Genomic DNA, 12,137 nt, shown 5'->3' with positions numbered 1-12,137 from the left:
AGGCGCTGCGGCCGCCGCCCGCCGCCCCCGGCGCCCCACCCGGCCCAGCCGCGGCTCGGTGGAGCGGCGCCTGGCGGCGAAGAAGCAGCGGGGGGCGATCAAGCTGCGGCGCCAGGGCCGCCCGAACCTGCCGGATGAGTAGCTGAGGCCGCCTGGGCGGCTGCCGCCTCGGCCCGGATCGCCGCCTTGGCCTGCTGCCACAGCCCCTCCAGTTCGCGGATGCCGCGCCCGCCGAGGTCGCCGCCGAGGGCGGCTTCCACGCGGGAGAAACGGTCCAGGAAGCGGTGGTTGGTGCCGGCCAGGCCGGTTTCCGGGTCGATGCCGCACCAGCGGGCCACGTTCACCAGGGTGAACAGCACATCGCCCAGCTCCTCCTGGGCATGGGCCCGGTCGCCGCTGGCCACGGCTTGCTTGAGCTCGTCGAGCTCCTCGTGCACCTTCTCCCACACGCCGCTGAGGTCGTCCCACTCGAAGCCGGCGGCGGCGGCCTGGCGGGAGATGGCCATGGCGCCGGCCAGGGCCGGCTGGCTGCGCACCTTGGGGCCGAGCCGCTCGCTCACCGGGCTGGCCGACTGCTGCGGCCGTTCGGCGGCCTTGATCGCCGCCCAGCTGGCCCGCACGGCGGCGCTGTCTTTGACTCCGGCGCCGGCGAACACGTGGGGGTGGCGGCGGATCAGCTTGGCGCTGAGGCCCCGGGCGATCGCCTCCAGATCAAAGCGCCCCGACTCCCTGGCGATCTGGGCGTGCAGCACCACCTGCAGCAGCAGGTCGCCCAGCTCCTCGCTCAGATGATCGTCATCGCCGTGGCGGATGGCATCGGCCACCTCGTGGGCCTCCTCCAGCACGTAGGGCAGCAGGGAGGCGTGGGTCTGCTCCAGGTCCCAGGGGCAGCCGCCGGCGGGATCCCGCAGCCGCGCCACCACGGCGATCAGTTCGGCCAGGGCGTTGAGGCTGGGATCGGCGGGCATCGGCCAGGGCCTCGGCAAGGGGACAGGGGGCCGCCCGGGCCTCAGCGGCGGCGGCGGCGGCGCAGCGGCCTGGGCAGCCGCGGCATCGGGTCGCCATCCTGGATCAGGTGCAGCCAGCTGCTGGCCTCCAGGGCCACCAGGGCACACACCAGCAGGGGCCGCTGCCCGCGCCAGAGCCCCCCGGCCCAGCCCAGCAGCTCCGCGGGCGAGGGCGCCCCGAACGGGCTGAGCAGGGCGGTCAGGCCCAGGGCCAGCAGGGCCAGGTAGGCCAGGCGGCCGGCCGTTCCCAGCAGCGGACTGTGGGAGAGCATCGAGCGGTGCGCCAGCCCCTTGCGGTAGGGCCACCAGAGCAGCTTCAGGGGGCCCCAGCGGCGGGTGGCGTTGGAGCGGGTGTCGAGGTCGGGGGAGAGCAGCAGGCCGCCCACCAGGAAGCTGAGTCCGGCGGTGCCCAGCCCCGCCAGGCCCAGGGCCGGCGCCCACAGCAGCGCAAAGGGCAGGGCCAGCAGCCAGGTGGCGCGGTCGTGGCTGCGGCCGCTGGCCATCAGGCTTCAGGGCCCGGGCCGCTGGTGGCGGCAGCTGGCGCAGCCGCCCGCCACTGCCATCGCCATGCCGCCAGCGGCGGTTGATCCAGTAGTACTGCTCGGCGTAGGCCTGGATCCAGGGCTCGTGCCAGCGGCTCAGGGCCTGGGCCTGGGCGGCCAGGGCCTCGGGCCCCTGCCCCGGGCGCAGCGCTGGGCCGCAGATCAGCCGGAAGCGGCCGTCGTCTTCCCGCACGTGGGCCACGGGGAACAGGGGCGCGCCGGTTTTCTGGGAGAGGCTCACCGGGCCGGTGGCAAAGCGGGTGGCCAGGCCCAGCACGTCCACCTGCCATGGGCTGCGCTGGCTGTAGAGATCGGTCATCACCACGAGGCCGCAGCCATCCCGCAGGCTCTGCAGGATGCCGCGGGCATCGAACTGGGAGATCCAGCGGCAGTGGCTGTTGGCACTGCGGGCGGCGTTGAGCAGGGCGTCGGCGTGGGGGTTGTGGGCGGGCCTGTAGATCACGGCCAGGTTGTCGAGCCGCTCGCTGAGCCAGCGCAGGGCCAGATCCCAGCAGCCCAGATGCAGTGAGCCCACGATCAGGGCCTCGCCGCGCTGATGGGTGGCCAGCAGCTCCGAGAGCCCCTCGCCCTCGGCCGTGATCCGCTCGGGGTGCACCGGCTGGATGATCGATTCCAGGCAGGAGAGAAAGAAGCTCTGCAGCGAGCGGGCCGCCAGCCGCTGCCGCTGGGCCTGGCTCAGCTGGCCGCCGTAGACGCGCTCGAGGTTGGCGTTGGCCGTCTGCAGCCGGGGCGCCAGCACGGGCAACGCCACGCCGCAGGCGATCCGGATGCCGCGCCGCATGGTGCCGTGGAGGCGCCCCTGCAGCAGGGCCAGCAACAGCCGCACCAGCAGGGCTTCCAGGCGCCAGCGCAGCCGCTGCAGGCGGGAGGGCGGCCGGCGCCGCCGCCGCCGGCGAGGCCCCCCTGACGGGGCTGCGGGTGCTCCGGAGAGCCGGCCGAGTTGCGGTAGCGTCATGCCCACGCGCGATTAGCTCAGCGGTAGAGCGCCTGCCTTACAAGCAGGATGTCGCTGGTTCGAACCCGGCATCGCGCATCCCCCCAGATGCCAGGCCCAGGCAGCGATCAGGCCAGGTGGGACAAGGGGTTTCAGGAGTGCTGCAGGCTGGTACATGGGTGCCAGTTTGACCCCGTTTGCCCCCGTTAATGCCAGGATTTCACCCAGATTTCCACCCGCCGCCCTGGCCTCCCCTCCCTGGCTGCGCAACCTCAGCCGCGCCTTCAAGGGCCACCGCCTCGGCCGGCCCGGGTGGTACATCGAGCAGCACCGCGACCGCCTGCGGGTGTTGTCGGCAGAGCTCCCGCCGCGGCCGGGTGAAGCGCCAGGGGCAGCGAAGAACCGAAGCCTCACCCTCAACACCCCACCCGGGCCACTGAACGCTGCCGCGGCCCTGGCGGAGGCCTGCAGTGTGTTCGATAACTGCATGGCGGGCACCTGGAGCTGGCCTGATCCTGCCGCGCCGCGTGACAGCGACGATCCCACCCGCCTACAGGCCGATCACCTGGAGCGTCTGGTAGCCCAGCTCCGCACCGCCCTGGTGGGCGAGCAGATGGGAGCCCGCACCTGGCAGCGCACCTGGGAGCCTTACCTGGGCCGGCTGGTGGCCGCGGCCGCAGTTTCACCCGCGGGTGAAGATGCCGCCCTCCTTAGTGCCTACCTGCGGCAGTGGGAGCCGAACAGCAGAGCTCGCCAGATGGGCTACGACCGCGCCCGCAGGCTGTGGAAGGAGGCGGCCTGGCCCTGGTCCCAGGATCTGACCTCCATGCGGGGCAGCGGCCGCGCTGCCGCCAACCCGGCCGGCGTGCGTGGATTCAGCGACGGCGAGATCCAGCAGCTGCGCGAGCGGATCATGGCCAGCTTCAGGCTCAGCCCCGGAGACCTCCTCGCCTGGGACGTGCTGGCGGCCTTCGGCCTGAGGCCTCAGGAGCTGATCGGACTGGAACTCAAGGCCAGCGGTGATGCTGCGCCTTTGGCGGTGGTGCACCGCAGCAAGCGATCAAGCAAGGGCACCACCAGGCCGCGGCAGGTGGTGGCCGTATCGCCTAGGGACTGGCCGCCCGATTGCCACCACCTGCTGCGCCGCTGGTGGGAGCACGGCCTCCCCGAATGGAGCCAGCGGCTGGCGAGCCCCGGGCAGCACATGACGCAGCAGCTCCGCCGCCTGCACATGCCCGCCGACCTCACCGCCTATGGGCTGCGCCATGCCTATGCGTTGCGGCTGGGGCTGGATCTGGGGCTGCACGTGCGGGAGGCCGCAGAGCTGATGGGCCACTCGCCGCAGGTGCACCTGGCCACCTACGGCCGCCAGCTCGATGGGCCGGCTCTCCAGGCGAAGGTGCAGCAGATGGTGGCGGCCAGAGCTGTCCAATAAAAGGCACCCACCTCACCTTCGGCATCTGCCCCGAGTCGAAAAAGGAAATGGCAGCGAAGAACCGTTCCTTTTTTATGTGTTGACTGGGGCAATTGTGGAGTTATGGTGATACCAAAGCGGAGCAGTTGCCACCGCTGACTTAACCGCTCCTCGTTTCTCTAATGGCTTTCACGTGCACAACCGCTGAGGTGGCGGAGTCTCTCCGCGTGGCAAGAAACACGCTCGGCCGTATGCGAGCGGCCGACATTCTCCGGCCTGGCGTTCATTTCGTGGCGGTGGGTGAAAGCCTCCGCAGGCCCACCCTCCGCTGGGATCTGGAGGCGGTGGAGCAGACCATGACCCGCCGCAGCAAGCAGATCAGGCGGCCGAAGTCGGACGGAGACCGTTTCGCCTCGGCCACCCGCTGATGGCCGGACAAGAAAAGACCCCGTCGGTGGCTGCCCTGCGGGGCGAGGGAACTATTGCGTAGAGACATTGTGGCCGACCCCGCCCCCGTCCGACCCGAGCAGCACCAGGGCCTGGCCCCGGCGCCGTTCTGCTGGCCACCGTTGGCTGCTCATGTGGCGATGCTGCGGGGCCACCAGCGGCCGGATGCCCCGTTGCTGCTGACCCTGTTCCCGCCGCGGCCTCAACCTGGCCAGTCGGTGGGTTTCAGCCGCTATTTCCGCACCACTGCGGGCCAGGTGCTGGAGGCTGATCCGGAGCTCCTCGCGGGTATCGAGGCCGCCACCCGGGAGGCCCCGAGCCACTCGCTGGGGCTGGTGGTCAACGCTGCCCTTCCGCAGCCACCCGACTGGGGCAGCCAGCCCGATCACTTCCCCATCCGCCGCATCCGCAAAGGCCAGCCCCTCACCGCCGCCGAGCAGCAGGCCTACCAGGCTGAGCGCTGCGAGCTGTGGAACAGTGGCCGCCGCGAGGGCTGGTGCGCGCCGAAGCAGTGGGGCGCCTCGATTGAACACATAGGCCCCTGCAGGTGGCTGTTCGCTGAATGTGACCGCGAGGGCTTCCCGAAGTCGGATCAGCTGGCCCTGGCCGCGGCCGTGTTCGGTGCGCCGCCGACCTTCAGCATCGACACCGGCGGGAAGTCGGCGCACTGCTACTACCGCCTCTCCAGGCCGGTGCCACCTGCGGACTGGGCCAGGCTCCAGGCCCTGGTGATCGGCGCCTATGGGCAGCTGGAGCCGGCCGCCAGTGTTGACGGCTCCCTCAAGAAACCCAATCAGGTGATGCGGCTGGCCGGCGGCATCCACCCCCGCACCGGCGCCCTGGCAACTATCCACACCGCCACCGGAACGCTGGTCGATCCTGCCGCCCTGGAGCAGCACCTCCAGGCCCTGCAGCCGCCCCCCCACCTGAACCGCCGCGGCCACTGCTGCCGCCCCGCCCTGCCGCCGCCGTGCGCCGCAGCCGCGTCCCGACGCTGTGGGAGATCGCCGATCACCTGGCCACCCTCCCGCGCCGCGTCCCGGGCCATGGCACCTATGCCGGCGACGGCAGCGCCTACGGCGACCGAAACATCCTCTGGGGCCTGGTGAAGGCCTGCGAGGAGGCCGGCTACGGCATCGACACGGCCATCAGCCTGATGGAGGCCCACAGCCCCTCCGCCACCTGCGGCTGGAACGTGCGGCAGGTGGCCACCAGCGGCGGCGATCAGGCCACGCCCGCCTGGTTCTGGGGGGCGGGGCGATGACCGCCGCAAGAACAGGCGCCGAGCTGCTGGCCGCTGCTGGTATCGACCCGGCCACGCCACCCGATGGCCCCGACCCCTTCAAGGCCGCATGGGAGGCGATGGAGGAGAAGGCCGACGAGCTGGTGGAGGAGGGCGGCACCTACCTAAGGCAGCTGGCCGCCATGCGCTGGCAAGCCTCACAGCAGGGCCTGGGGCTGGGAGCACGCGGAGCGGAGCAGCTGCTAGAAGCCGCCCAGCTCCGCCGCAGGCCTGCTGCCGAACCCCCGCCGATGGGTGGGGCCTTCCGCGTCCGCGCCCGCCCATGGGCCGTCCAGGGGATCTTCCGCCATGGCCTCAACCTCTTGGTTGGCGCCTCAGGCGGGGGGAAGTCCCGGCTGGCCTCCTACATCGCCGCGCAGTGGCTCTACGGCTCCGGGTCTGTTCTGGCTTCACCGTCAACGGTCCCGCCGTCTCTGATCGCCGTGTGCTGATCCTCGGCAGCGATCAGGACCGGGAGGACTGGCACCAGACCCTGCAGCCCTTCGGCCTGGCGCAGACCATCGAGGAGGACGGGGAATGGTCCACCGTTCGCCTCCACGAACACCTGGAGCTGTGGCCGCTGGAGGCAGGCCTCCGCCTCAATGCCGACGGACTGGGGCTGGTGCGCAGCCGCGCCGATGTCATCGGCTCCGGCCTGCTGGTGATCGCCGACTCCCTGGCAAGGCTGCTGCCCGAGGGAGTGGACGAGGACAAGGCCGCTGCCGCTGGCCCCGTCTACGGGCTGGTGGAGGCCCTCGGAGATGCCTGGGGCCTGCTGCTCCACCACACCCGCAAGGCAGCCGGCAAGGAGCAGAACCTCGGGGTTGGCGCTGGCCGCGGCTCCGGTGCCGTGGATGCCGCCGTCTCCCGGGTGATCGGTCTGGGCCTCGTCCACCGCATGGAGCACGGCCAGATGGTGGCCGATGAAGCCAGTCCCGAGCGGGAGCTCCTCAGCACGAAGCGGGGAGGCCCCACGGTCCACCTCGTCGTGCGGATGGATGCCGAGGGCTGGTCCCTGGTGGGGGATGCCGGAGAGCACAAGCGGCAGCGGCAGCGGGAGCATCAGAGAAGGAGCCTCACGAAGGAACAGCACCGCGTGCTGGAGGCCCTCGACGGGCAGGCCGGCCAGTTCCTCACCACCCGGCAGGTGGCGGAGGGAATGAAGATCGACTGGGAAGCCGATGTGAAGGACGGCAAGCCCAAGGCCGCGGCGCTGCGGAAACAGCTACGGCGCCTCGCTGATCTGGGCCTGGTGGAACACCAGCGGGTGGGGAAGGAGAACACCTACCGCTCTGTTCCTGGTGGGGGATGGGAGGAGCCGTACGAATCCCCCGAGCGTGAGGAGGACACCGAACGCGAACGGCGCCGCGGCGGTTATGCGAATCAGAACGGCGACGGCATCACAGCGGCCGAGGCCGAGGACCTGGAGCACCTGCACGCCCGACAGCGGGCCCGCCGGCTGGAGGAGGACCCGATCGCTGCCGCGGCCGGTGCTGAGCGGCCTTCCATCTCTCCTACACGTGGATCTGTAGAACCTGGCTCCCTTGGCTCCCCTGTTGCAAACACTGGTGAGTCACCGGCTCCCTTACCGGCTCCCATCGGCTCCCATCGGCTCCCATCCTCTGAGGAGAGTCAGGAGCCCTCACTCCCCCCTGATGCCCCCGACCCGGAAGGGAGCCAGCGGGAGCCTCATGGGAGCCACCAGGGGAGCCGGTCAGAAGCCGCGCCAGGACTGAAGAGAGCCAAGGGAGCCACCCCCTGGCGGATCACTGCTCACCTGACCGCCGACAGGTTCCAGATCGGCAACGGCACCGAGAGCCGCATGGCCACCCGTAAGCAGCTGCTGAGCCGGTACGGCATCACCCCACCGCCGGAGCCGAAGAAGGAGAAGAAGCGCCGCAGCTCCCCCGAGCAGCAGGACGAGCGGCCCGACGACGGCGACGACAAGCAGCAGGGCCTCCCCGGCCTGGCTACCTGACCACACACCCCCCTGGACCCATGCACCGCTTCGAATCCCCCCGCCCTGAGCCCTGCCCCACCTGCGGCGGCCTCCACATCCACTGCCCCTACTGCGGGCACCCCACGATCATCTGGCCCACCCCGGGTGGCGTGCTGATCCATCACTGCGTCCGCTGTGGTGATCCCATCCAGACCGGCACCGCCCAGGTTCCGGCACCCGTCCCCGCAGGTGGCCGCACCCCACCCCAGCCAGTGCCGACCCCTGGTGCCGCTGATCCCCTGGCCGAGCAGCGGCAGGCCCTGGCAGCGCCTACCAGGCATCACCGGCAGCAGGGCCGCAGCAGTCCGACCGGGAGAGATGGGAGGAGGCCCTGCGCCTCGTTGCCCATCCGGTGGCGACACTCCTGGAGGAGGAGACCCAGGCAGTCCGGCTCTACGCCGAACGGGTGGTGGTGCGAGTACCGCCTTGTCTGGTGGGGCCGGCCCACTTCAAGGATCGCCTTGTCGGCGGTCACTTCCTGGTGGAGTTCCTTGAGCGGGAGCTGGAGCGCCGTGTGCTGCTGGAACCCACCCACCGGCTCCAGCCCTGCCCGCCTGCCACCGAGCGCCTGACGCTGCGCCAGTGGGCCGGCCGCGGCGAGCAGCCCGAGGAGGTGAACGCCTCCACCCTCGGCAGCGTCTACCGCCGCGTGTTCGGGGTCGATCCCCGCAAGGCCAAGGGACGCTCGACCCGAACCTATTCCCGCCGCGAGCTGGAGCTCCTCGGCGTTCTGGCCTGACCCACCGCGGCCCGCCGGAGCCGCACCCAATCCGGCAGCACACCCACCTGACCACCTGAAACGACCATGACCCGATCTGAAGCATCGGCCGAAGCACTCATGGAAGCCTTCGAGGAGCACCGCCTGGAGGCTTCCGAGGAAGCCCGGCTAGAGGCCGCGATCGAGTCCGACTTCGAGCGATCTCTCGATGCCGCCTTCGAACGCGCCTGGGACCATTGCAACGGCTGATCCTCACCGCGGCCGAGCCGGAGGCCCCGCCTTCACCGCCGGCCTACCGGCATCCACAACGTAAATCGCCGTCAGCAGATCTCCGGTAGCCTCACTCCCACCCTTGACAATTGAACAAGTCGCCAAAACTACAGACTATGGCTTCTTTGCTCCAGCGTTGTTGCAGGAGGCGTGCTTCTGGAACTTGGAGTCTGAAGTCGAGCGGCACAGATACCTGATGCTTCCATCCTTGTACCTGACCTTCTGCCAGTAGTACCCCCTGACGGCTTGCCCTTCTGCGACCACCTCAGCTAAAGCTTGGGGAGGCAGAACGGCCACGGCGGACATGGTGAGGGCGGCGGCAAGCAGTATCGAGCGCATCGTTGCAACGAAACCTTCTCGGCATGCTGTCGCTGGCGACCTCCTTCGTCAGTATGGCCAGAGGCCTTCGTTACACATGGCGGTTTTCATGCCGCAGGCGAACCTGACCGAGTACCTGGGATGGTATGCAGGCCCGCCGCTCTGCTATGCCACCGGCCAGCGCTTGTTCGACCTGCTGGTGCTACGGGGCAGGCTGCGTCCCTGGTCAGTGATGGAGGGCTTCTGGGAGCTGGACACCATCGAAGAGGTGGAGTGGCCGGAGCTTTGCGAGGCAATCGCCCTGCCGAGGTGGTGATCCGTCGGTACTACAAGCGGCTTCTCCTCGCTTTTGCGGCCCTGACTCTTGGTGCAGGTGGGTACGCAGCAGCCCAGACCTGCCCCAGCTTCCGCACCTGCGAGGAGGCGATGCGCTCCTTCCACAGCGGGAACACCCGGCTGGACGGGGACAAGGACGGTATCCCCTGCGAGAAACTCTGCGGCAACAAACCAAGGGGGAGCGGATCAAGTTCTGCGCCGGCAGGGGGCGGTGGGAGCACCTCCATCCCGCCCGCACCTGCTCCGGGACTGCGACCGAGTCGCCCGAGTCCGAGCACACCACTGGCCAGGGGGCCTGTCACGCTGATCTCAGTCGGAGATGGCGACACCATCAGGGTGAGGACTCGTGAGCGTCAGGCTGTGACGATCCGCCTCGCGTGCATCGACGCCCCGGAGACAGCCCAAGGGGAAATCGGCACTGCAGCCACACGAACTCTTAAGCAGCTGCTGGCAGGGGTCTCACTGGAGCTGGAGCCCCAAACCTTGGATCGATACGGGCGCACCGTGGCCGAGGTCTACGCAAACGGCAGGAACGTGAATCTGGCCTTAGTCCAAATGGGAGTGGCGTTCGTTTACAGGCAATACCTGTCGGGCTGCGATCGGAACGCCTACTTAGCCGCCGAGGCTCAAGCCGAAAATCGACGACAGGGTGTTTGGCGCTCGGGAGGCACAGGGCAAAGACCCTGGGATTTCAGGCGAAATAGACGAGCGAGGTAATTGGCGACAACAGGAAAACAGCCTCACCGAGGCCCCGACACCGTTATTGGCCACCAGGCAATGGCAGAGGCGCGGGTGGTGTTCTTGGAGGCGTAGTGATGACCACCTCCCTCCTGATCGCCGCCGTGCTGGCCGCCACGCCGGGGCCGGGGGATCCGGGCACAGTCGTGCTCCCGCTGCCAATCCGTCCCGGCGGCGAAACGGTCCAGACGCTGGTGGATTGCCGCGGCGGCGGCCAGCTCGTCGGCTGGTGGCTTCCCAGCGGTCTCTGGTACGAGCCCCGGCCAGCCCGCTTTGCGCACCAGTACCAGTTCGCCGTCCGTGAGGCGGTGCGGCGGGCCTGCGACCGCTCCTGGCCCTGACCACCGTCTGAATGTTCGCCTCCTCCCGATCCATGATGGGACTCGTATCCCCAGCGCGCCGGCGATGGTGGCAAGCGACCACGACCACGACGACAGGCGTCAGGAGCTAGCTGCCACCCTGGAAGCCCTGAACGTGGCCAAGCGCCAGGTGGTCGCAAGCGCCATCGTTTTTGGCATGGAGCAGTCTGCACGGCCAAGGCGCATTGACGCCATGACCCTCGCGGAGGTGGAGCTGGTCCGCTGCATTGCCACGCAACGCCCAAACTGGGTGGAATCAACCCGCGTCAACCTCGCCGATCCGTTTGCGGCAGAGCTGCTGGAGATCCTGATGAGGGCACAGGAACGGCTCCATCGCATCGCCTTTCAGAGCCTCGGTGCCATTGGTGAGCCGCCCCCATAGCAGGCCTGGCTGCCCGCTGGCACGCGCTCTCTTCAAACAATCAAGCTGGATGAGCGAGTCGCTTGGGCTCTGGCAATGATTGAAAGAAATCGTCTACCTGGTTGACATTTTAGTCGAGCAGCCCCATTTTAGTATTTAGTGCACCCCCTTCGAGTCCGAAGCTGTTCCCGCGCTGCGCCTTCAATCCACAAGCATGGCATTACCTCCTTCTCTCAGCATCACCAGCAGCACCCCTGGTCAAACACTGGTCGGCAGCAACAGCGACGAGTCGTTTGTGCTAATAAGTTCTGGAGGTTCCGGTCAAATCAATAACTTCATCATTAAGGGGCAGGGTGGCAACGATATCCTGACCCTGGGCGGCTCTCCAATCCAGACTAACGTTTTCGGCAATGAAGGCGATGACCTCATCGGCATTCCCTCTGACATCTCTGCTACAATTATCGATAGTAAATTCTTCGCTGGGCCTGGCAACGACGGTGTCAACCTCAGCAATGTGGTGTTCACTGGCACTGGCCAGGGCACCAGCCAAGTCGGCATGGCCGGTGGCGACGATTTGGTCGGACTTAGTGGTAGCTTTAATAACGTCAACCTATTTGCTAACGACGGTGACGATGGGATAATTTTTGGCGGCAATTCTTCTTTCGTAAATTCCCGGGCATTCACCGGCGACGGCGACGACTCATTCTTAGACGGGGGCTTCGAAGTCGACTTGACCAATACAGAGCTGGGCTTCAAAGGCGGAAGAGATATTGTTGGCCTGCAAAACAGCATTACCGGCAGCGGCTCTAATGGCCTGTCTGTGTTTCTCGGTGATGGAGATGATTTATTCTATGGGCCAAGGAGCGGTGAAATGGAACTGCTGGCAGGCTCCGGCGACGACAATATTTACAGTGGCGGTAGCAGCGACAGGCTAAGTGGCAAGGCCGGCGCTGATACTTTTTGGCAGACTCAGGGCGGTAGCGCCTCAGTAGCTAGCGGGCAGGTGGGTGGCGCACTCATGCTCAACTTCTCATCCCGCCCGGACATTATCACCGACTTTCAGACGGCCGCCGGCGATGCAATCGTCTTCGACAGCCTCGGTGGCCCGTCCAGCTTCGTTGACAACCGCACCTTTGCCACAGGCGGCTTTGGCTTCAACGATAGGGTGCTGTACTCAGGCTTTTTTAATTCCGCTAATAACTCATTCAACACAACTAACAACAATGCGGGCCCTGACGTGCTCACCTTCCTCTCAAACGGCAACTCCGGCTTTACAAGCGATTTTGGCGATCAGGCTTTCGTTCTGCTTGGCGCCTCCGGTCAGGGCTTTGACACCACCGACTTCGGTGCTATCAACGTCACCATCCCCTGAAAACTGACTCAACCCTGTC

15 protein-coding genes, 1 tRNA gene and 1 pseudogene are annotated in these 12,137 nt (G+C 67.8%); 14 read left to right on the top strand and 3 right to left on the bottom strand.

The features are described 5' to 3' along the window. Positions 1-98 precede the first annotated feature (98 nt). The 3 genes and pseudogenes from mazG to IQ220_RS15130 form a co-directional block, all read right to left on the bottom strand. Complete coding sequence (gene mazG / locus IQ220_RS15140) at positions 99-968, bottom strand: nucleoside triphosphate pyrophosphohydrolase (RefSeq protein ID WP_193916330.1); 870 nt, start codon at positions 966-968, stop codon at positions 99-101. Positions 969-1,009: 41 nt separating this feature from the next. Continuing rightward, complete coding sequence (locus tag IQ220_RS15135; protein ID WP_193916326.1) at positions 1,010-1,510, bottom strand: DUF2227 family putative metal-binding protein; 501 nt, start codon at positions 1,508-1,510, stop codon at positions 1,010-1,012. A gap of 79 nt (positions 1,511-1,589) precedes the next feature. Beyond that, positions 1,590-2,351, bottom strand: a pseudogene (locus IQ220_RS15130) (lysophospholipid acyltransferase family protein); the annotation flags it as partial. Between the two features lie 180 nt (positions 2,352-2,531). On the opposite strand from IQ220_RS15130, the gene IQ220_RS15125 reads away from it, so the two are divergent. From IQ220_RS15125 to IQ220_RS15065, 14 genes are all read left to right on the top strand, one after another. Continuing rightward, a tRNA-Val gene (locus IQ220_RS15125) sits at positions 2,532-2,603 on the top strand. Between the two features lie 76 nt (positions 2,604-2,679). Further along, a complete protein-coding gene (locus IQ220_RS15120; RefSeq protein ID WP_193916317.1) occupies positions 2,680-3,939 on the top strand; it encodes a hypothetical protein in 1,260 nt (419 codons plus the stop codon). Between the two features lie 275 nt (positions 3,940-4,214). Then, positions 4,215-4,346, top strand: coding sequence for a hypothetical protein (locus IQ220_RS16180; protein ID WP_255511019.1), 132 nt, complete (start codon positions 4,215-4,217; stop codon positions 4,344-4,346). A 141-nt stretch (positions 4,347-4,487) separates the two neighbouring features. Further along, the gene (locus IQ220_RS15115; protein WP_193916314.1) at positions 4,488-5,474 is read left to right on the top strand and encodes a hypothetical protein; all 987 of its coding nucleotides are present in this window, start codon (positions 4,488-4,490) and stop codon (positions 5,472-5,474) included. Then, entirely contained in the window at positions 5,471-5,629 is a 159-nt protein-coding gene (locus IQ220_RS15110; protein WP_193916311.1) for a hypothetical protein, read from the top strand. Before IQ220_RS15115 ends, IQ220_RS15110 begins: the two co-directional genes overlap by 4 nt. Further along, positions 5,626-6,099 (top strand): AAA family ATPase, encoded by a 474-nt coding sequence (locus IQ220_RS15105; protein WP_193916308.1) that lies wholly within the window; start codon positions 5,626-5,628, stop codon positions 6,097-6,099. The genes IQ220_RS15110 and IQ220_RS15105 overlap by 4 nt, the downstream gene beginning before the upstream one ends. Beyond that, complete coding sequence (locus IQ220_RS15100) at positions 6,093-7,625, top strand: helicase RepA family protein (RefSeq protein WP_228009301.1); 1,533 nt, start codon at positions 6,093-6,095, stop codon at positions 7,623-7,625. Before IQ220_RS15105 ends, IQ220_RS15100 begins: the two co-directional genes overlap by 7 nt. A 373-nt stretch (positions 7,626-7,998) precedes the next feature. Then, positions 7,999-8,385, top strand: a complete 387-nt coding sequence (locus IQ220_RS15095) for a hypothetical protein (protein WP_193916302.1) — start codon at positions 7,999-8,001, stop codon at positions 8,383-8,385. 66 nt (positions 8,386-8,451) lie between these two features. Further along, a complete protein-coding gene (locus IQ220_RS15090) occupies positions 8,452-8,613 on the top strand; it encodes a hypothetical protein (protein WP_193916299.1) in 162 nt (53 codons plus the stop codon). Positions 8,614-9,061: 448 nt separating this feature from the next. Beyond that, the gene (locus IQ220_RS15085) at positions 9,062-9,268 is read left to right on the top strand and encodes a hypothetical protein (RefSeq protein ID WP_193916295.1); all 207 of its coding nucleotides are present in this window, start codon (positions 9,062-9,064) and stop codon (positions 9,266-9,268) included. Continuing rightward, on the top strand, positions 9,226-10,005 hold the full coding sequence (locus tag IQ220_RS15080) for a thermonuclease family protein (RefSeq protein ID WP_370566519.1): 780 nt from the start codon (positions 9,226-9,228) through the stop codon (positions 10,003-10,005). The genes IQ220_RS15085 and IQ220_RS15080 overlap by 43 nt, the downstream gene beginning before the upstream one ends. 98 nt (positions 10,006-10,103) lie before the next feature. Further along, positions 10,104-10,367, top strand: a complete 264-nt coding sequence (locus tag IQ220_RS15075) for a hypothetical protein (protein WP_193916292.1) — start codon at positions 10,104-10,106, stop codon at positions 10,365-10,367. Between the two features lie 67 nt (positions 10,368-10,434). Then, a complete protein-coding gene (locus IQ220_RS15070) occupies positions 10,435-10,767 on the top strand; it encodes a hypothetical protein (protein ID WP_193916289.1) in 333 nt (110 codons plus the stop codon). Positions 10,768-10,960: 193 nt separating this feature from the next. After that, positions 10,961-12,118, top strand: coding sequence for a hypothetical protein (locus IQ220_RS15065; protein ID WP_193916286.1), 1,158 nt, complete (start codon positions 10,961-10,963; stop codon positions 12,116-12,118). Positions 12,119-12,137 lie beyond the last annotated feature (19 nt).

It is taken from the genome of Cyanobium sp. LEGE 06113, assembly GCF_015207615.1.
This window is presented reverse-complemented; position numbering and strand designations above follow the sequence as displayed.